Origin of the sequence: Glaciecola nitratireducens FR1064, assembly GCF_000226565.1 — a bacterium.
GTDB classification, from domain to species: domain Bacteria; phylum Pseudomonadota; class Gammaproteobacteria; order Enterobacterales; family Alteromonadaceae; genus Glaciecola; species Glaciecola nitratireducens.
Genome location: NC_016041.1, coordinates 2,436,974 through 2,457,265 on the forward strand (window position 1 = coordinate 2,436,974; position 20,292 = coordinate 2,457,265).

General features: G+C 42.2%; 16 protein-coding genes. 6 read left to right on the top strand and 10 right to left on the bottom strand.

From position 1 onward, the window contains the following. Positions 1-11: 11 nt before the first annotated feature. Positions 12-368 carry an outer membrane protein assembly factor BamE gene (locus GNIT_RS10465; RefSeq protein ID WP_041246397.1) on the top strand — a complete coding sequence of 119 codons (357 nt, stop codon included), beginning with the start codon at positions 12-14 and terminating at the stop codon, positions 366-368. A gap of 7 nt (positions 369-375) precedes the next feature. Here GNIT_RS10465 and GNIT_RS10470 read toward each other — a convergent pair whose 3' ends face one another. The 5 genes from GNIT_RS10470 to fabB all read right to left on the bottom strand — a co-directional run bounded on the left by GNIT_RS10470 (position 376) and on the right by fabB (position 8,494). Then, entirely contained in the window at positions 376-1,488 is a 1,113-nt protein-coding gene (locus tag GNIT_RS10470) for a GGDEF domain-containing protein (RefSeq protein WP_014109173.1), read from the bottom strand. Between the two features lie 4 nt (positions 1,489-1,492). Continuing rightward, positions 1,493-4,726, bottom strand: a complete 3,234-nt coding sequence (locus GNIT_RS10475; RefSeq protein WP_014109174.1) for a FimV/HubP family polar landmark protein — start codon at positions 4,724-4,726, stop codon at positions 1,493-1,495. A gap of 156 nt (positions 4,727-4,882) precedes the next feature. Then, on the bottom strand, positions 4,883-5,899 hold the full coding sequence (locus GNIT_RS10480; RefSeq protein ID WP_014109176.1) for an aspartate-semialdehyde dehydrogenase: 1,017 nt from the start codon (positions 5,897-5,899) through the stop codon (positions 4,883-4,885). 47 nt (positions 5,900-5,946) lie between these two features. Beyond that, the gene (locus GNIT_RS10485) at positions 5,947-7,095 is read right to left on the bottom strand and encodes a 4-phosphoerythronate dehydrogenase (RefSeq protein ID WP_014109177.1); all 1,149 of its coding nucleotides are present in this window, start codon (positions 7,093-7,095) and stop codon (positions 5,947-5,949) included. A 184-nt stretch (positions 7,096-7,279) separates the two neighbouring features. After that, the gene (gene fabB, locus GNIT_RS10490) at positions 7,280-8,494 is read right to left on the bottom strand and encodes a beta-ketoacyl-ACP synthase I (protein ID WP_014109179.1); all 1,215 of its coding nucleotides are present in this window, start codon (positions 8,492-8,494) and stop codon (positions 7,280-7,282) included. A 419-nt stretch (positions 8,495-8,913) separates the two neighbouring features. Here fabB and mnmC point away from each other — a divergent pair, with 419 nt between their 5' ends. Next, positions 8,914-11,025: a bifunctional tRNA (5-methylaminomethyl-2-thiouridine)(34)-methyltransferase MnmC2/FAD-dependent 5-carboxymethylaminomethyl-2-thiouridine(34) oxidoreductase MnmC1 gene (gene mnmC / locus GNIT_RS10495; RefSeq protein WP_014109180.1), complete on the top strand. Its 2,112-nt coding sequence runs from the start codon at positions 8,914-8,916 to the stop codon at positions 11,023-11,025. A gap of 55 nt (positions 11,026-11,080) precedes the next feature. On the opposite strand, the gene GNIT_RS10500 is transcribed toward mnmC, so the two are convergent. The 3 genes from GNIT_RS10500 to GNIT_RS10510 are packed head-to-tail and all read right to left on the bottom strand — an operon-like array spanning position 11,081 to position 13,117. Further along, positions 11,081-11,374 carry a YfcL family protein gene (locus GNIT_RS10500; protein ID WP_238526884.1) on the bottom strand — a complete coding sequence of 98 codons (294 nt, stop codon included), beginning with the start codon at positions 11,372-11,374 and terminating at the stop codon, positions 11,081-11,083. Positions 11,375-11,400: 26 nt separating this feature from the next. Continuing rightward, positions 11,401-12,534, bottom strand: a complete 1,134-nt coding sequence (locus GNIT_RS10505; protein ID WP_014109182.1) for an ATP-NAD kinase family protein — start codon at positions 12,532-12,534, stop codon at positions 11,401-11,403. Beyond that, the gene (locus tag GNIT_RS10510; protein WP_014109183.1) at positions 12,518-13,117 is read right to left on the bottom strand and encodes an elongation factor P hydroxylase; all 600 of its coding nucleotides are present in this window, start codon (positions 13,115-13,117) and stop codon (positions 12,518-12,520) included. Before GNIT_RS10510 ends, GNIT_RS10505 begins: the two co-directional genes overlap by 17 nt. A gap of 114 nt (positions 13,118-13,231) precedes the next feature. Here GNIT_RS10510 and GNIT_RS10515 point away from each other — a divergent pair, with 114 nt between their 5' ends. Then, entirely contained in the window at positions 13,232-13,753 is a 522-nt protein-coding gene (locus GNIT_RS10515; protein WP_014109184.1) for an acyl-CoA thioesterase, read from the top strand. Positions 13,754-13,781: 28 nt separating this feature from the next. Continuing rightward, positions 13,782-14,963 carry a retroviral-like aspartic protease family protein gene (locus GNIT_RS10520; protein WP_014109185.1) on the top strand — a complete coding sequence of 394 codons (1,182 nt, stop codon included), beginning with the start codon at positions 13,782-13,784 and terminating at the stop codon, positions 14,961-14,963. Positions 14,964-15,062: 99 nt separating this feature from the next. On the opposite strand, the gene GNIT_RS10525 is transcribed toward GNIT_RS10520, so the two are convergent. Together GNIT_RS10525 and fadR are read right to left on the bottom strand one after the other, a co-directional pair. Further along, entirely contained in the window at positions 15,063-17,096 is a 2,034-nt protein-coding gene (locus tag GNIT_RS10525; RefSeq protein ID WP_014109186.1) for an NADPH-dependent 2,4-dienoyl-CoA reductase, read from the bottom strand. 176 nt (positions 17,097-17,272) lie between these two features. Beyond that, the gene (gene fadR / locus GNIT_RS10530) at positions 17,273-17,983 is read right to left on the bottom strand and encodes a fatty acid metabolism transcriptional regulator FadR (protein WP_014109187.1); all 711 of its coding nucleotides are present in this window, start codon (positions 17,981-17,983) and stop codon (positions 17,273-17,275) included. 114 nt (positions 17,984-18,097) lie between these two features. Here fadR and GNIT_RS10535 point away from each other — a divergent pair, with 114 nt between their 5' ends. Both GNIT_RS10535 and GNIT_RS10540 read left to right on the top strand, forming a co-directional pair. Further along, complete coding sequence (locus GNIT_RS10535; protein WP_014109188.1) at positions 18,098-19,738, top strand: DUF885 family protein; 1,641 nt, start codon at positions 18,098-18,100, stop codon at positions 19,736-19,738. Between the two features lie 194 nt (positions 19,739-19,932). Then, positions 19,933-20,256 (top strand): hypothetical protein, encoded by a 324-nt coding sequence (locus GNIT_RS10540; protein WP_014109189.1) that lies wholly within the window; start codon positions 19,933-19,935, stop codon positions 20,254-20,256. Positions 20,257-20,292 lie beyond the last annotated feature (36 nt).

Genomic DNA, 20,292 nt, shown 5'->3' on the forward strand with positions numbered 1-20,292 from the left:
CGGATTATTAAATGAAGTTAACACAACTACTGATTGTCATTGCAATGATATTATCTACCTCGGCTTGTAAAAACTGGATATATCGCATCGATGTACCTCAGGGCAATTATCTTGACGATAGAGACGTCAAAAAGCTCCGGATCAGTATGACCAAAGAACAAGTAATATATGTGCTAGGGCGCCCAGTCGTAGAAGACTCATTTGATGAAGACACTTGGTACTATATTTATGAAATGAAGCGAGGAATGAGTAAACGCGGAGAAGACTTTAAGAAAGATCTGATCATCAGTTTCGAAGATGGAAAACTGATAACAGTTGAAGGCGACTTTGAACTATCCGAAGACTTTAATGTTCCGTTAGACGCCTAGTCTTTCGTTAACCCTCCAAATCAGCGGCTGAAAAAACCATATTTCGGCCGTTTTCTTTCGCTTTATAAAGCGCCTCATCGGCCTGCTCGAATAGCTTATTTTTAATGACTATAGCAGGCATGCTTTTGTCAATTTTTGAAGTAGCGTTGCCAATGGACACTTCAACGTCGTAAAGCTGAATATCGGTTAGAATATCTTGACACACTTTCATGACTTCTTGTTTGCTTGCATCGTACATCACTATAGTAAATTCATCGCCAGCAAAACGACACGGAAAATCATGCTCACGTCTGCATACTGACCTTAGTGTTTTTCCAAGCTTAGATAAACAATCATCACCATAAGCATGACCGTATTTATCATTTATTTCTTTAAAATTATCTATGTCAATAATGACCAGTGACACTTCTTTATTTTCTACTTTGCCCTGCTGTATTAAATGTAATGTTTGCTTAACAAAGTACCGATTATTTTTTAAACCGGTCAAGCGGTCTGTGATCGAATCACCATAAAATTGTTGGATCATGTTGTAGTTATCTGTCAACAACCGTTGAAAACTAGCGTGCACAATCAAACAAAGTGTGGCTACACATGTATAAACACTAATCTGAAAAACATGTGCTATAACAAAGCCTTCAACAAGGGAAGTAACGAAAAACAAAACAACAATTAAAAATATACTGACCATTGTTGCATGCAATATGGGCAAGGAAATCATTAGACAACCAAATAAAATAATCAGCACAAAACCCAGTTCAGAGAACTCGCTAACACCACTTCCTCTGGCTAACGCATACACGAATACATTCACTAGGCCGGTTGCTAAATATATCGTTGTATTGAGGCTTATATATGCGCGAGTCGATGATATTGGTTTGGTCCAATGAACATAAACCGCGATACAAAGTGGAATTAGCACAAATAAAACTCTTGCCGGAATAGTTGTCGAATACAATTCGGAAGGAAAACGAAAAAAGTCGAGTGCCGTAAAGCCAGAATAGGAGAGTAAGCCTACAAGGAAAGACCACTTTTTAAAACCCAAAGTCGATTTTGCAAGAAAAATATCTAACTCTGCATCTGGACTTTGATGAATAGCTCGCTTTGATGCTTCAGTAGTCACTCATTCAGCCCCTCAACTGCTTTAATAGCGCTTGCGCTTCTACTTTTTGCTCAGCAGTGCCTTTTTGCAAAACGTCTTCTAACGCTTCAATTGCAGCCTCATTATCTTCCATATCAATGTATACCTGAGCTAAGTCCAAATTGCTCGCTTGATCCGCATCTAAATCAACATCTATTTCGGCTTCGTCATTAAGAAAGTTATCAAGCGACATATCGAAACCTAGTCCCAATTCTTCGTCCGTAGCAGGTGTTAAATTTTCACTTTCCTGCAGCAAGCTGTCCACATCAATAAAATCTTTTGAGTCTTCTACTTCTGATTCATCAAACAACGCAGTTAAATCTAGATCTGGGTTGTCCAACGTTTCAGGAGTAATATCCTCTAAATCTCCTTCGACTTCAAAGTCGTCCAAATCGTCACTCGCCAACTTGTCAATTTCTGCGGCTGTTTGTTCGTCAGACAAAGCCCCCATTTCCTCTAACAAGGAATCAAAGTCCGCCTCCTCAATTTCACGTAAAACGTCATCTTCTGAATCCGTTTCACTATACTCATCTAAGGCTTGCGCAAGCTCACTATCACCCTTAGAGGAACTTAGCTCTGTATCTTCGTCATCATCTAACCAATCGTCTAATCCTGGCAGATCTAATAAATCATCGTCTGCGCTAGCATCAGTTTTGCTACTTTCAACATCCGCTTCGTCTTCGCCGATGCTTATATCTTCTTCTGCAGACCCTGCTGGCACGCCATTCGACTTGTTTTCACGTTCATCACTGGCAAAGCTAGGAATATCATCCAACGCGAGTTTTGGCTCATCAGCTTCTTGCTCATCTTGCTCTTCATCCGAAGATGTATCTTCAGAATCCAATCCAGAGAGTTCATTTAAATCCAGAATGTCTGACTCAATGTCGTCAAGCTCAATCTCGTCAAACGCCTCAGTCGAGTCCAATGCTTTAAGCAAAGCATCATCTAATTCTAGGTTTGCATTTTCATTAGCATCGGCATCGGCAGCAAGAATATCAAGTTCACTATTATCCTCGATGGAACTCGCTGATTCTAATTCAGTGTTGTTGCCACTCTCAGCATCAAAATCATCTGCTTCAAGATTGTTTTGCAGCAAATCGTTTAAACTATCATCCAATACCGAATCAATATCGATGTTATCTAACTCTTCGAGTTCATCGGCAACTTCTTCATGCTGCTCAAAATCAATTGTACCGGTTTGTAGGTCGTTCAAGCTATCTTCTAATGTTGAGTTGACCCCTTCTTCAACATCCTCTTCTTCAACAGCCTCTTCTTCTAAGGGTTGAGTCAATAGTTCTTCAATATCTGCATCTATATCTTCGTCAGGCTGTTCAGCACCTAGTTCACTCAACAGCTCATCAGTAAGAGGATCATCAATTTCTTGGTCTTCTAGACCATGAGATGCATCCTCGTCTTCTGCATTTGCAATGGCATCTGCAATATCATCCTCAAGGCCTTTCGTCAGCTCATCTAGCGGACGAATAGATTTTTGCTGGTCTGAAGAAGCAATATTGGCTTCAGGATCTTGCAGAGTAGTGTCATCATCAGCGTTATCGTCATCAACGAAGTTATTGTTTGCTAGCTCTTCCTCAAAAGATTCTGTTAACGATTTAATTTCACTATTTTTTTCTGAAATTTCAGATCGAATCTGTTCAATAATATTTTCGTCAATATCTCCAGAACGATTCAGCGAAATGCCCTCAGGCAAATCGCCGTTTGATACATTTTGTTCCAGCAAGTCATCAATATCTATTTCAAGCTGCTCATCATCAGACCCAGACGCAGCCTCCGCTGCAGCAAAACTCTCAGCGAATGAATTATCGTCGTCGGCGTCCTCGTCGCTTTCGCGCAGCTGCTTGTTCGCATCAGCTTCAACTTGTCTAATATCAACACCTTGCTCGTCAAGTATGCTGTCAATATCGACTTCTTCAAGCTCTGCGTCTGCATCATCTAGCCCATCTAAATCAAAGCTATCGTTGTCATCGAGGGCGATATCTTCGCCTTCTAAATCAAGCAAATCGTCGTCCAGACTTATGTCGTCGCTATCGAGATCTGCCAACGCATCACTAAGGTCATCCTCCGAGTTTTTATCTCTCTGATCGGGCACCAACATTTCGTCGTCAATATCACCAAAATCATCAGTATCCAACGCAACTTCGTCGATGGACTCTTCAAGTTCATCGGATAAAATATCGTCCAATAAGTCGTCATCGGATACATCACCGCTTTCCAAGATCGCCAACAGCTCATCAGCGTCGTGAGAAACAGAATCATCTAATGTGATATCTTCGGCACCTTCAGCACTCGCGTCGCTTTTTTCCTTATCGTTGATCGGTTTGCGTAAAATCACGAGAGCAACTAACACAAAAATAAGAAAGAAAGCGACTGTGGCAACAATAATAATGAAAAGTGGTTGCCTGATAAGATTGCCAAATGAGCTCTCTTCTTTTGCTTCTTCCTTCATTTTTGTTAGCTTTACAAATTCACGTAATTCCTGAATTTGCGCCGCTTGATCGTCCAGTTTTGCTTGAAAGTCTTCCGATAATTCAGTTTTAAGCGCAACAATTTCTTCGTCTTTCTTCGCTAACTCGTCAAGCACGACTTTATTTTCATCGATAATAATTTGAGTTGCTTGTATGGACTGCTCTAGCTGTTGTTTAAAATCGTTGACGATGCCTGCTTGTTGACGTTTTAGGGAGTTTATTTGCTGTTGAAACTGATTCTGTGCGGCGTCTAATTCTTCTTTATTTACCAGAGGGACATCCGGTTTTAAATTCTCAATGTCAGGCGATGTGCTGAGCTCTTGATTAGCACTCCCACCACGGCGCCCTGTTGACTGAGTGAACGCACGATCATCCTGCTCAGCTTTAGTTCTCGCTCTTGCTGGGTCAATTCTGGCTATGTAACGATCTGAGGGGAGCTTTAACATTGAGCCATTGACCATCGTGTTGAAGTTACGATTTGCAAAAGCACGAGGATTGAGTTCGTATATAGCAAGCATCACCTGATATACGGTGAATTGCTGATTTTTTCTATATTGCCCAGAAATGGCCCATAAGGTATCTGACTGATCAATGGGTCCATAAACAACCCCTGAATATACATCAGCGGCGTCACGAGGACCTTGAATTTGCGTGCCTTGTGCAACTGCATTTGAGACTGCTGAAAAACCTAAAATAGCTACAAATATTGCACGAGTGAGTAATAGAGACCACTGCATAGTAATTTTTTCGACTCTCCAATTAAGGGTTGGATACACTAATTGCGTCAAGTTAATAAACACTACTCAGTAACTGACAAAGACAATACTGATACCGATAACGCTTTTGACTTAAACTACAGCGTCAAAAGCTTATCGGCATCTTCTCACTTAAATTTACAGATAATCCTTTATTAAAGTCTCCGCTATCTGCACGCTGTTTGTCGCAGCCCCCTTTCTAATGTTATCTGAAACAACCCAGAGGTTTATGCCATGCGAATGCGAAATATCATTTCTAACCCGACCTACGTGCACGCTGTCGTTGCCACTCGCCGATGAGACTTGCGTTGGAAAATCTTCTGACTTTTCATATAAGGTAATACCAGGAGCATTACGCAGCAAATCTTTCACCGCTTCAGCATCTATTTGCTGACGAGTCTCAATGTGAATAGCTTCTCCATGCCCGAAGAAAACAGGCACTCTTACTGCAGTCGCGTTGACCAAAATACTTTCGTCACCCATGATTTTTTGGGTTTCCCACACCATTTTCATTTCTTCTTTGGTGTAATCATTATCTAAAAACACGTCAATTTGTGGAATAACGTTGAACGCTATTTGACGAGAAAACTCTTCACCTGTGACCGCCTTTGCATTTAACAGCTCTGCTGTTTGTCTCGCTAAGGCCTCCATTGCGCTTTTCCCTGCACCAGAAACAGACTGATATGTACACACGTTTATTCTCTCTATCCCAACGGCATCATGGATAGGCTTCAACGCTACTAGCATTTGAATAGTAGAGCAATTAGGGTTAGCAATGATATTACGGTTTCTAAAATCTGCCAGGGCATGCGCATTTACTTCTGGTACAACAAGTGGAATATCTGCGTCATAACGGAAGTGAGAGGTATTGTCTATGACAACGCAACCCGCTTCAGCTGCTATTGGGGCATACTTTGCTGACACACTACCACCGGCAGAAAAAAAGCCAAACTGTACTTTAGACCAATCGAACTCGTCGGCATTCAAGACCGTTATTTTTTCACCTTTAAACGTTATCTTGCCTCCCGCTGAGCGCTCGCTCGCAAGTGGGTATAATTTGTTAATTGGAAAATCTCGTTCTTCCAATAGATCCATCATGGTTTGGCCAACTAAGCCAGTAGCGCCTAAAACAGCAACGTCGAAAGATTGCGACATGAATATATCTCCAAAATAAAATTATGATAAGGGTGAAACGAGTATCGTTAGTTGGCTATTTTAAACCCTATTGACGCAGCTATTTTTGCCACATTCTTTTTATTAGTTTCGTCTGCTTCTTCAGTGCAAAATGTCACTTCCGCTGCGCTGAATTCTCGCCTTATCGGGTAGTGTTTTCTAATTGCAGCAAACGCCTTTGATTTTGCCATGCGAGCACGAAAAATACCATCATCCTTTTTAATGTCGTACATATACTTAACCAATTGAAATAATTGATTAAAAGAGGAATTAGATGAATTTACCATTGGGTTATTTTCAAAACGAGGAAGGAATTGCTCTAATTTCAGCTGACTTTGCAAATTTAAATGCTTACAAAAGGCATCGTAGACCATCGACGTTCCTCTCGCCTTGCCTTCCAAAGTATGCCCAGCAATATGCGCCGTTGCTAGGCGAACGTAAGGAATTAGCTGGTGATTAATGAATGGTTCATTTTCCCAAACATCTAACACAACGTTTAGATGCTGACCCAAGCTGTAGCAGTTGAGTAAAGCATCATTGTCGATAACTTCACCACGGCATGCATTAATGACGTACTGATGCGCAGATAAAGTTAATAATTGCTCCTTACCCAGCATGTGTAATGTAGGATGCTTACCTTTCGATGTAAGAGGCGTGTGCAGGCAAATTATGTCAGCTTGCAGAGCATCGGTGAGGTCCACGAATGATCTTCGGTCACCTGCTTCTTGCAGCGGTGGGTCGCACAAAACATAGTTTAATTGCAAACCATCTAAAATTTGAGAAAGTGCTGTGCCGACATTTCCGGCTCCAATTATCGCTACTTTCTTATCGAAAGGATTAAAATTATCTTCATGCGCAAGTTGGAGAATTGCGCCTATAACATATTCAGCAACGGCTACTGCGTTACAACCACCCGCCGCGTACCAAGTTATACCGCTACGCTCAAGATAATCGACATCAATGTGATTAAAGCCCGCCGTTGCCGTTGCAACAAACTGTAACTTATTCGCTTTTTGCAGTAATTCTGCTGTTACTTTAGTTGTCGAACGAACAAACAATGCGTCAACATCAACAAGCGCTTCGCTGTTTAAACTACCTAACTCAAAAGCATTTGCATCACCTAAACCAGAAAAGAAGGCGTTGGCGTATGGCATTGCAGTGTCATACAAAATTTTCAAAGAATAATCCCCATACGTAACTGATAAATAGAGCCACAAACTTCAGTAAGGGTAAGCTGCCGGTTTGCGTTGAAATAAAAAAACCACTCAACATTGAATGGTTTTTCTTTATTTTTTCACTTATCTATCAATATGTTAACAACTAACAAAACAACATAGATATGAGAATTTTCTAGATGCAAATCTAAGCGTGATATTTTTTCAACACCAGCGTAGCGTTAGTGCCACCAAAACCAAAACTGTTTGACATAACAAGGTCTAGTTTCGCTTCCCTGGTTTCCGTAACAATATCTAAACCTAATGCAGCTTCATCAAGCTTATCAACGTTAATTGAAGGTGCAATGAAATCATTCTCCATCATCAGGATACTGTAAATCGCTTCGTTCACACCCGCAGCTCCTAGTGCATGACCGGTCATTGATTTTGTCGCACTCATAGGCGGACTGTTCTTGCCAAACAGAGTTTGAATTGCTTCCAATTCTTTGACGTCTCCCACGGGAGTTGATGTGCCGTGAGTATTCAAATAATCGACTGGCTGGTCAATTCCTTGTAGCGCTTGTTTCATACAACGAACAGCGCCCTCACCCGATGGAGCAACCATGTCATAGCCGTCAGATGTAGCACCGTAGCCTACCACTTCCGCGTATATCTTCGCACCGCGAGCTAGCGCATGCTCTAACTCTTCAACAACGACCATGCCGCCGCCGCCAGAACTGACGAACCCATCTCGATCCGCGTCGTAGGTGCGTGATGCTTTTGTTGGATCATCGTTATATTTCGTTGATAAGGCGCCCATTGCGTCGAACTGGCTTGATAGAGCCCAATGCAATTCTTCACCGCCACCGGCGAATACCATATCTTGCTTACCAAGTTGAATCATTTCCAATGCGTTACCGATGCAGTGCGCGCTGGTCGCACAGGCAGAAGAAATGCTGTAATTTACGCCTTTAATCTTAAACGGTGTTGCCAAACATGCAGAAACAGTGCTGCCCATGCAGCGAGTAACCATATATGGGCCAATGCGTTTAACGCTCTTTTCACGCAAAGTATCGGCTGATATTACTTGGTTTTCAGAGGAAGCTCCGCCAGAACCTGCAATAATCCCAACTCGTTCGTTCGAATATTGCTCTTCCGTTAAACCCGCATCTTCTATCGCTTGCTGCATTGCGACAAATGCATAACCTGCAGCATCACCCATAAAGCGCATTGCTTTACGATCAATATGTTCGGAAAGTTCTATTTTGAGATCTCCCCAAACTTGGCTGCGAAGCCCCATGTCAGCAAACTGTTGTGAAAAGGTAATACCCGAGCGACCCGCTCTTAATGAATCGGTCACTTCTTCTTTGTTATTGCCTATGCTCGATACGATGCCAAGGCCAGTAATCACTGCTCTTCTCATTTTTCACCTAATATATTGTTGCGAATTCATTATTATTATTGCTCTGCGCGTTATAGTAACGGTTTTAATGACTAAAGTGGTCTGATATTTACAATTTTTAACAAAAAGTTAAACTAACGCTGCCAAATCACTCTGTTATCGTGCTCACACCAATTTTTTACAAAACTACCATCATTAAGCTTATCAACTAAGCACACGCGTCTAAGACTAGAGAACCTTGCATTTGTTTAGTCCCTATATCTGCTGTGTCGGCTGATTTTCACATGATATACTAATGAGCGATGCGTCAGGCGGAATCGCCTAAGCAATGCCGAAAATGGATACACAGTAGTTTTGCTGGTTAACAACGACGCCATTTCAATACGATGTTAGTGAATGGCATTTTTCCCTTTTATATATTTATCAAGTGAGCAGTGTTTTTGAAGATTTCTAATGCGAGCATTAACTTTAATGAAAGCGGCACTCCCGTTGCTAGCGCGTTTGACGACGTCTACTTCTCTAATGAAAGCGGCATCCATGAAACTCAGTTTGTCTTTATTGACAGCAATCATCTGAATGAGCGCTGGTTAAAGACCACGCAATCGAGTTTCCATATCGGTGAAACAGGCTTTGGTACGGGACTCAATTTCCTCGTCGCAGCACAGCAATTCATGTCCTTTAGAAAAAATAATCCAACATCACCATTGAACCAACTCTATTTTTTCAGTACCGAGAAGTTTCCACTGACCGCGCTTGATTTACGCAAAGCCTTAACGTTATGGCCTGAGTTGAGCATACTAAGTGATGCGTTAATTAAGCAGTATCCTATGGCTCTGCCAGGTCTGCATCGTATTCACTTATTTGATAACCAAGTAATTTTAGATTTGTGGTTAGGCGATGCTACAGAAGGATTCAGCCATGCGCACGCCCACAACGAAGGACGAATTGATGCTTGGTTTTTAGATGGTTTTGCGCCTAGTAAAAATGATTCAATGTGGCAACCTGCTCTGTTTAATCAAATTAAGCGTTTGAGTAAAAATCACGCCACATTTGCAACATTTACCGCCGCTGGCGCAGTAAAGCGAGGGCTCCGAGATGCTGGTTTTACTGTTGACAAACAAAAGGGCTTTGGAAAGAAGCGAGAGATGTTGATTGGTAATTTAACGCTAACAGAAGACGAAAAAATTAGCCCAAGACAAGCACCGATAAATCATCGCCACACATCAATAAGCATGCCTCATACATCAACAAAACAGCACGTTGCTATTGTCGGCGGTGGCATAGCGGCTGCAATTTGCGCATTAAAACTAATTAGAGCGGGTAAAAAAGTAAGCCTCTATTGTGCAGACGATAAGCTAGCACAAGGCGCCTCAGGCAATGAACAAGGTGGCTTTTACCCGCAGTTGAATGCCGAAGCAGGCATTGCAAGTCAGATCCATGCGCATAGTTTTTTATATGCACGTCAATTTTATGAGCAATTATTAAGTGAAGGGCATTTCTTCGAGCATCAATGGTGTGGAGTACTGCAGTTATGCTTTAACGAAAATGTGACCAGCAGATATCAAAATATGATGCGCAATCAAACTTGGCCACAGGCTCTAGTTGAGTGGCTTGAACCTGAACAGGCCTCGACTATTGCAAACATCCAAATTCCTACTCCTGGTCTGCATCTGCCATTAGGAGGATGGTTATCGCCGCCTAGCTTAGTAGAAGCATGCATTAACGCTGCTGGCGGAGATGACCTCAGTATTTATGTGAGCCACCGACTCCAAAATATTGTGACTGCTGAAAATAAAACTCAACTCATATTTACTTGTGCAAAAAACAGCGCGATTAATCCAGCATCGGAAAATATTAAAACAGAAGCAGATGTTGTGGTACTCGCCTGTGGTGCTGAATCACACCTATTACAGGATCTCGATTTGCCTTTTCGCATGACTCGTGGTCAGGTCGAGCGTATTCCAAGTAATTCGAGTATTTCACCTCTCAGTACCGTTTTGTGTCACAAGGGATACATGACGCCCGCGCATCAAAATCATCATGCAATGGGCTCAACGTATGTTAAGAACGATTTAAATACTGAGTATAGAGAAAGTGAAGCTGAATTAAATTTGAATATGCATCAACAGGCACTAGATGGCGCTTCTTGGTCGCATGATCTCGTTCTCAACAAATCGCTTAATGAAAGTAATTCAAATCATGCTGCCGTTGATAATGATCCACGAGGAAGAGCAGCCATTCGCTGCAGTCTGCCAGATCACTTACCAGTGGTTGGGGCTTTTCCGCTAGTAGAAACGCAAAAGGTTGAATTGAATGAACTCTACAAAGCGAAAGCGGATAATTACTATCCCACCCCTTCAGTACAGCCCAATGTTTACTTGCTAACGGGTTTAGGTTCTAGGGGCTTAACCACTGCTCCGCTAATGGCTGAAATACTTGTCAGCCAGCTATGTTCAGCGCCGTTGCCACTGGATAAGCGCTTATTGAATGCGCTCAATACAAACCGCTTTTTGATCCGTGATTTAATCCGACGTCATAATCTTGTTACATAGCCTGGATAACAGGCTTAATTAATAGCAAAAGCAGACTCAACACGCTGGCAAAAAACTACATTTGAAATAAAAAATTAAACAACCCGCTAACTTGCTGAGCATCTTGGTCACTGAGCTCATTATTCTCAAATGCGCTTTTCAATTGAACTTGGAGTGTACTGTGTAGCGTTGAGATTGGATTCTCCTCGCCTTTTTCAATCAATTTCTCAACGTTCGCAACTGCCACATCAAAATGACCGTGTAAGTAACTTGCGATAAACAGCTCGTGGTCGCTCCCATCTACGATAAATGAATCCAAATGCGCCTGCATCTTGTCGGTTTGTTCGATAAATCTACAGTCTTGCCTCAAAACTTCCTCCACTTTTGGTTTAAACGCTAAACTGAGCCGATTGAATATAAAACTAAGTCGTGAAACCCCGTGATAACAGGGATAGGCCCAACTAACATGTCATCTAATGCTGCGTCGCCTGAATCTGATACCAAAGGTCGGCCGTGTAAACTTTGTAATTTCGACTTAGTAGCAACTACTAAGATATTTTGCTTACCCACTAAATTCACTAATTCAGGGGATAATTGTTGATTTCCCCTACCTAAAACATGTCCTTGTCCACCAATTAAAGTGAGGACTATTTTGGTGGGCTTATTTGCACAATGTTGCAGTAAAGTGGCCGCAGTAAGGTCGCTTGCTACTAACTTCTGATCACTGACTAAATCAACGCCAAGCAGCGTGTTTTTAAGCTCCATTTCTTGCATTATGCTATCTACTGTCGAGCCAGAACCCATAACAAATAGTGTGTCTGGTTCGTCGCTCATTAATTCAATAACGTGCGCTGCGATGTCTGATAAAACCAGTTCGTCAGATTCTTTCCCCCCCATTTTTACCGCTTGAATATAACTTAACTCTTCGGGCACTAGCATTTCACCATAGTGTTTAGCGAGTACTCGACCTGCCCTGAATTCAGTTTCATCAATATCCTTTACCTCACCCGCCATTAGACTCACCAGCTCGCCTTTAACCACTTGTGCGACTACTTTACCCGCAGCTTTGGGCGTTATTGCATAAACACCGCTATGGATTTTGCAGCCTGCCGGGACGCCAACTACTGGGCATCGGTTTTCCACAACCTCGCAAATGTTTCTAGCAGTTCCATCGCCGCCGGCAAATAAAATCAAATCCACTTTTTGTGCCATTAACGCCAGCGCCGCGGCTTGGGTGTCTGCTGATTCAGTTTGCGATGCAGGGTGTTGATAGGCGACATCGTATTTAAAACCCAGCTCCGAGACAACATCCTCGCCCATTTCGCCCGATGCCGTAAAAATACTAAGTTGATCTTTTAGAGGCAGCAACGCTTGCAGCGCGACCGTCATTTTTTTCCCTGACAACTTTTCAGCGCCACTGGCTAAAGCCTGCTGGCGTATATCCGCGCCATCACTGCCTTTTAACGCGAGTGCACCACCGATGCCAGAATAAGGATTAATTAGTAGACCTAGCTTAAATCGTCTTTTCAACCTTGCTCTCCAGAGTCACTGTATGGTTCTTAAGGGGATTGAATGCCTGCAAACGAGCTGTACCGTAAAATTGATGAAGCGCATCTAAAAACTGTTGCGCCCTTGCGTTGAAGCCCAACTGAATAAAGTGCTTCAGTTGGTTTTCAACGGCATTCTCGAATTGTTTACTGCAAGTTTCGTCACCTTGCAGATTATCAATGCTGACTCGGAACTTAACACCTGCAGCGAGGGAAAACGCATATTCTAGAGCTTGTGGTTTCACTTCGGCAGCTTCGAATCTAGCCTGCTGTTCAGCGTCTCGACCATCCGGGAGATACCAATAACCATAGTCAACAAGCGTTCTGCGCTCTTTTCCAGCAATGCACCAATGTGCTATTTCATGCAGCGCGCTCGAAAAATAGTCTTGCGTAAATATCACCAGACTACACTGACCGTCTCCACTGGAGGGTTGGTAAATGGGCTCGTCAGCATTACCTACCAATTGGGTATTTTCAGTGTTCGCAAAACATGCATTAAAAAGCGTAATCAAGTCTTCAGCTTTCTTATTAACGCCATGCTTATTTGAAAAAGGCAAATGATTCAAAAATACAAACTCAATTAATTAACAGCATATTCAAAAATGGATTCATATTATACTGTAAATCAAGGTAGTCTGGGCACTGGTTTGAAACTTTTTATCCAACAACAGGAAGCAATATTGAACAAACAAACAAAACGAATACTGAATGTTAGTGACGAAGCCCTATCTAAACTAGCGTGGCAACGGGATTTACCGTTCGTAGATATATGGCATATTGAACAAAAACACATCGATCACTATGAACATGTCAATAACGTCGCATACGTCTCACAGCTCGAACATCTAGCTTGGCAGCATTCCAAGTATTTGGGACTAAGCATGCAAGAATATAAGAAGCTAGACCGTGGCATGGTAATTCAGCAACATATCTTAAATTATCAACGGGCCGCGCATCTGCACGATAAAATTGCATGTGCAACTTGGATAGTCGCTTGCGACCAAAAGTTTCGATTGAGCCGAGAATTTCAGTTTATTTCGCTGCGGACTCAAAAGACAGTCTTCACGGCACAAACTCACTTTGTTTGCGTATCATTGTCCACTGGCTCACCGAAAAGAATGCCAGCTGAATTTGTGGAAGTTTATGGCAGTGCGGCATCAAAAAATATTGAGATACACGATTCAATCACAGCAATAAAATGAACTCGCATAGGGAACAGGACATTTAATCATGCAAAAACTTCTTGTGAGCATATTACTGCTGTCTTTAGGCTTAAATGCTTATTTGTTATTTGACTTAAAAACCAATAAGCCAGAGCTTAAGCCTGCATCAATGAATAGGGTTACGCTAAATGACCAAAATAGCTTCAGTCAATCGAACGAAGTTAGAACCAATAATACATTCAGTAGTGACAGAAGTGATAAAGCAAACAACAGCGCCGAAGATACCGCGCTTCAGCAGCAGGTAACAGAGGCTTACCAAGCTCCCCAAGCAATGTCAGCCGATGAAATATTCGAGTTGCTCCAAATACTGCAGGCTAAAAAGAAATATGACGATTTAGAACTACTTTTACGTGAATACTTGAAGCTATATCCCAGTGATTACAAAGCATGGCTCATAGAAGCTGATCTTATTTTTCATACAGAACCACTAAACACTGCGATTGTCTTCTATTATAATTTACTGGAAAAAAACCTACCCGCTGAAGAAGAAAATAAAATTAATAGTATTATTGAAGTCAATACCTCAAAGGTAATTCAACAACTGAGTGCTGATAGAGCGTGGGACTTGCTGGCAACTTTCATTGAACCCTTGTTACAAATTGCCCCGCTGAACCGCGACTATATTATGGGCTTAGCAAGAGCTTACGGGGAACAACAACAAGTCGTCTTAATGGAGAATGCGCTTGCAGCACTTCCCTATGATGATACAAGAGCGCAGCAATTACGTAAGTCTATTTATTCACCAAGCGCAGCCGAGACGGATGATGATATTAGAAGTGATATAACTGATACGGCTACTTTATCGAAGCGAACGGTCACCGTTTTGGGCAGTGGTCAACAATTCTTTGTAAGAACCAGCATAGGCAGAAATAGCCAACTGCTGCTGCTTGATACTGGCGCTTCTACCACGGCAATTAGTCGAAAAGTGTTTGCTAACGTACCAGAAAGCGATACAGAATTTATAGGCCGATTTAGTGTACAAACCGCAGGGGGCGGCATTGAAGCCCCTTTATTTAAATTGAATACGCTAACGCTTGGCGACATTAATATTAATAATGTCAGCGTTATCGTGTTACCTGACGAAACGTTCACAGGCTCATTCGAAGGCTTACTGGGTATGAATGTGTTAAGAAACTTCGACTTCAGATTTGACCCTGAAAAACAAAAAATGACGCTATTTGAACGCTAAATGATCGCCTACATCGGTACATTCTAAACATACAACAAAAATAGAAAAAGGCAGATTATTTAAATAATCTGCCTTTTGATTGATTTCACTTAAAACTATTTACAAACTAGCGGCTAACCGAGTTCCTTGATCTATAGCTCGTTTAGCGTCCAATTCAGCAGCAAAATCAGCGCCGCCAATAAAGTGATGAGGCGCACTCAAGCCTTCAGCTAGTGCTTTCAAAGGCTCTTGTCCTGCGCATACTATAACGTTATCAACGGGTAAAATTTGCACTTGGTCGTTCACTCTAATGTGTAGCCCTGCATCATCAACTTTCAAATATTCAACTCCAGCGATCATCTTGACGCCTTTCATCATAAGACCAGCGCGATGTGCCCACCCAGTAGTTTTACCTAAGCCCGCACCAACCTTGGTGGTTTTTCGCTGTAGTAAAAATATCTCTCTAGGAGAAGCCTCAGGTTGCGGCTTCATGCCTTCAACACCGCCTCTCGCTGTCATTGTCATATCAATACCCCATTCCTTCATAAAGGCTGGAATGTCGGTGCTAGTGGATTGCTTACCGTGGGACAAAAACTCTGAAGTATCAAACCCGATACCACCCGCGCCCATTACGGCTACAGATTTGCCAACGTGTTTCTTATGTTTTATTACATCTATATAGCTGAGCACCATGGGATGATTGATACCTTCGATATCAGGTGTTCTAGGCACAATACCCGTTGCTAAGATTACCTCATCGAAGCCCATTTTATTCAGCTCAGAGGCATCGACTCGGGTATTTAACCTCACATCAACGCCATGCAACGCAAGCATCACACCAAAATAGCGAAGCGTTTCGTAAAACTCTTCTTTGCCTGGAATTTGTTTCGCAATGTTAAACTGACCGCCAATTTCTGAATCCGCGTCAAACAAAGTCACTTTATGACCACGTTGCGCTGCGGTAGTCGCCGCAGCCAGACCAGCAGGACCGGCACCAACAACGGCAATATTTTTTATGACTGTTGCGGGCTCAATTGCATACTCTGTTTCATGACACGCTCGAGGGTTGACAAGGCAACTCGTCATTTTGCCCTCGAAGGCATGATCTAGACACGCTTGATTGCAGCCAATGCATGTATTAATTTGACTGGCTTTGTTTTGCTCCGCTTTTATCACAAACTCTGGGTCTGCCAAAAATGGGCGAGCCATTGACACCATATCTGCATCACCGCGCGCTAGTACCGCTTCGGCAATTTCAGGCGTGTTGATTCGGTTAGAAGTTATAACCGGAATATTTAGTGCCTTTTTAAACTTTGCTGTGACCCAAGTAAATGCGGCTCTGGGTACCTTGGTTGCAATAGTAGGTATTCTTGCTTCGTGCCAACCAATACCGGTATTGATAATAGTTGCACCCGCTTTTTCTATTTCCAGTCCAAGTTCTACAACTTCGTCGTAAGTCGAACCACCTTCCACTAAATCAAGCATTGATAAGCGATAAATAATAATAAAATGTTCACCAACTGCCTCACGCACTCTGCGCACAACTTCAATTGGCAATTTAATTCTATTTTGATACTCGCCGCCCCATCCGTCAGAACGAAAATTAGTACGCGCAGCAATAAATTGATTCAAGAAATAACCTTCAGAACCCATTATTTCAACGCCATCGTAACCAGCGCGTTTAGCTTGTTGAGCAGTATACACGAAGTCATCAATTTGCTTTTGTATACCTTCTTCATCCAATTCTTTGGGCGTGAACGGATTAATTGGCGCCTGCACGGCTGAAGGAGCCACTAAGTTTTTGTTATATGCGTAGCGCCCCGTATGTAAAATTTGCATACAAATTTTGGCGCCGTGAGCATGCACTGCTGCCGTTACTTCTTTATGATGTTCTACTGCCTCGTCAGAATCTAAGCGTTTTGTGACCGCATGTGTTGCACCTTCGTCATTTGGTCCTATTCCACCGGTAACAATAAGACCCACGCCGCCTTTCGCACGTTCTGCGAAAAATGCCGCCATGCGTTTATGGCCATTCGGCGCTTCTTCTAAACCGGTATGCATAGAACCCATTATCACGCGATTTTTAAGAGTGGTAAAACCTAAATCGAGAGGACGAAATAAATGAGGATATGGAGTATCAACTGCTGTTGTCATGCTGTGCCCTTTTAACTAGTCGTTGTTTTTATGAAGCCAGTAAGCTGTTTTATTTTCTGTAAAAGTTGTGTTTGTAGCTCATAACGCCCTAACTTATCGCAGCCATAATAAGGCTGCCGTTTGATCTTGAGTTCACTACTAAGTTAGTTGTCACTGAGCAATTGAGGTGAGTACTGCTAATCAACAATGTTGTTTGGCAGATCCTTTCTAACCTGTTGCCAAATTTTACCGCTTTCAATACCGTATTTTCTAACGACGGAAATAACCCGATCAGCCTCGTCTTGGGCTAATACCTCAAGCAACTGTTGGTAGTATTGAGTCGCGACATCTCGTGCTGGTTGGTGAGAGAAAAAGTAGCCACCAATACGAGCATAAATACTTCTGAAGCCATTCATCATCAGCACGTAAACGGGATTGTTAGAGGCAAACGCTAGGTCGTGGTGCATCTGGTAGTCGAATTGAGCAAACGACTTTCCGTCCTGCTCAACCTCTGAGTAGCGGGCAATAATTTCCTTGCACTTTTCTGCATTTTGCTTAAAAGCAGCTCGCATGAAGACAGCACTTAAATTCGTTCGCGCTGACAGCAGGTTATCAACCAACTGCGGACGACCATCTTCATCCAATCGTGCGAGTGTTTCTAAAATATTCAGTCCACAAGTTTCCCAAAAGTTGTTTACTTTCGTCGGCTTGCCGTGCTGAATCGTCAACCATCCATCTCTCGCTAAACGCTGCAATACTTCACGCAATGTTGTTCGAGTGACGCCAATCAGTTCAGAAAGCTCTCGCTCCGCAGGTAAAATAGTTCCTGGAGAGAAGCGACCGCTCCATATAGACTCGACAATATACTCTTCAGCAAAACCGGCTGGACTTTGAGATTTATAGATCATGTTTTCACAAACAACATTTAATTAACAATTTAACTGATTGTACCAGATGCTTATAACAAGGGAAGTATTAATCTTCGGTGCTATATTGTGGTTAATTGAACAAGGAATATAAAAATGACCATAAAGTACATCGCAATACTGCTGCTATTTATTTCTTTTAGTGCAAGATCAACTTCAGATTTTCGTCAGTTAGAAACTCTCTTTACGCAGTGGCGTGCCTTCGAGGTCGCTCCTCTGCATGAACTTGCGCCTGACTATCGCAAGCAAACTTTCGAAAACCGTCACAAGCAATGGACAAAGTTTAAAACTCAGTTGTTAGCGTTTAACAAATCTGAATGGACTGTTGAGCAACAAGTAGATTGGTTTGTAATGTTAGCCGAGCTCAATGGTTATGAATTCAACGAAAAGATATTAAGGCCTTGGCAAAGAGACCCAGCATTTTACAAGCAAGTATGGACATACAAAAGTGATGTCCCAGCTCATGAAGGTCCAACACCTCATTATCTCACTGAGTTGTGGAGCTACTCATTTCCTATCAGTGCAAGCGAGCAGGTTCGGCTAAACAATGATTTATCGCGAATAAAGCCTTTGCAAATGCAAGCTAGAGAAAACTTAACGGGAAATGCAAAAGAACTTTGGGTAGCCGGCATACGTGACATCCAGACGCAGCACAAAGATTTGTTAGACATCACACCGCAAATTCAAGCAACTAAAAATGCAGCACTTATTGAGACACACCAACAGGCTATGCGTTCGACGCAGCAGTTTGTTTTGTGGTTACAAAAACAAAGCGCTAAAAAAACGGGCCCTTCAGGGCTGGGCATCGAGCAATATAGTTGGTATCAAAAAAACGTTCATTTGCTCCCCCTAAGCTGGGAAGATGAAGAAAGGTTACTGCGTCGAGAACTTAACAGGGCTTGGTCTTCATTAAAATTAGAGGAACATAGAAATAGCGCATTACCGGAGTTAGTGTCGGTAAAGAACGCAGAAGAATATGATCGCCTTGCCAATCGCTCCGCAGCGTTTTTCCTTCAGTTTTTGGATGAAAAAAATATTGTAACTGTTAAAGATTACTTTAAACCCGCGCTTTACGAAAGATTGGGGAATTTTGTACCTGAGGCTACTCGCAACTTCTTTTATATCGGTACTCATTTCGATCCAACCCCATTATATTCACATTTTTATCACTGGTTCGAACTCGCTATAATGGAAAATGACCCGAATCCAAGAAGCATTCGAAGAAACGCACTTCTGTACAATATTTTCGATAGCCGCAACGAAGGCACCGCTACCGCCGTAGAAGAAATTTTTATGCACGCAGGTTTATACGATGATAATCCTCGCGCTAGAGAGATAGTTTGGATTATGCTAGCCCAGAGAGCAGCTCGTGGTCTTGGCTCACTGTACGCTCACGCCAATCAAATGACGATGGAGCAAGCAGGCGAAATCCATATGAATTATACCCCCAGAGGTTGGATGAAAACAGAACCTGATTTACTTATCTTTGAACAACATCTTTATCTTCGTCAACCTGGTTACGGAACCAGTTATGTTACAGGTAAAGCTTTATTAGATAAGGCGATAGCACAAAAAGCAAAAATAGACGAAGAACAGGGACGAAATTTTGAATTGCGAGCGTTCTTCGACGAACTAAATAGCATAGGAGGCATACCTATTTCGTTAGGTACGTGGGAAATGACAGGCATTAAACCTCCTTTCCTAAACGAAGTGGAGGCGCTTGCAAAAGCGCATTAGCGACGTAGCCTTAGTGCCATATTTTTGAAAGAAAATGCGACCCGCATCAGTCAAAAATCGCAACTTTTGAAATAGTTACTATGCACTTATTATCATTCACTGTATCATTGTGCTCAAGATGTCTGGTTAATTTGATATTTCCCAACAAAATCGATGCTAATACATCGTTGAAATTTTAAGAGTTAAGTACGTTAATGAAACCATATGAAAACACTGCTGAACTAATTGAAACATTAGAGTTGGAAATAAAGTCAATTACGGATACAATCAACACATTGAAGCAAGAACCGAAGAGCTTCAATGAAGAAATTATCTTCAAGTATATTGACACGGCTAGTACTGGTAAAACCAAAGATTTCGTAAGGTCCTTCGACGTGAAATCTGAGCGTGGCTCACTATTCTCGTCCGGTGACGTAAGTAAGTTAATAAAAGATGGCGCTGATGATATTTCACCTGAATTACTTGCGATTGCGAGAAAAGTGGTAAATATCAAAAAGAAAAACAGCAAAAGTCGATAAATAGTAATATACTCTATTTTTGCCATGCTAAATGGT

Excerpts from the sequence above, each read along its gene's own strand:
- GNIT_RS10465 (WP_041246397.1), top strand. The coding sequence starts at position 12 with ATGAAGTTAACACAACTACTGATTGTCATTGCAATGATATTATCTACC.
- GNIT_RS10475 (WP_014109174.1), bottom strand. The coding sequence starts at position 4,726 with ATGCAGTGGTCTCTATTACTCACTCGTGCAATATTTGTAGCTATTTTA.
- GNIT_RS10480 (WP_014109176.1), bottom strand. The coding sequence starts at position 5,899 with ATGTCGCAATCTTTCGACGTTGCTGTTTTAGGCGCTACTGGCTTAGTT.
- fabB (WP_014109179.1), bottom strand. The coding sequence starts at position 8,494 with ATGAGAAGAGCAGTGATTACTGGCCTTGGCATCGTATCGAGCATAGGC.
- GNIT_RS10520 (WP_014109185.1), top strand. The coding sequence starts at position 13,782 with ATGCAAAAACTTCTTGTGAGCATATTACTGCTGTCTTTAGGCTTAAAT.
- GNIT_RS10525 (WP_014109186.1), bottom strand. The coding sequence starts at position 17,096 with ATGACAACAGCAGTTGATACTCCATATCCTCATTTATTTCGTCCTCTC.
- fadR (WP_014109187.1), bottom strand. The coding sequence starts at position 17,983 with ATGATCTATAAATCTCAAAGTCCAGCCGGTTTTGCTGAAGAGTATATT.
- GNIT_RS10535 (WP_014109188.1), top strand. The coding sequence starts at position 18,098 with ATGACCATAAAGTACATCGCAATACTGCTGCTATTTATTTCTTTTAGT.
- GNIT_RS10540 (WP_014109189.1), top strand. The coding sequence starts at position 19,933 with ATGAAACCATATGAAAACACTGCTGAACTAATTGAAACATTAGAGTTG.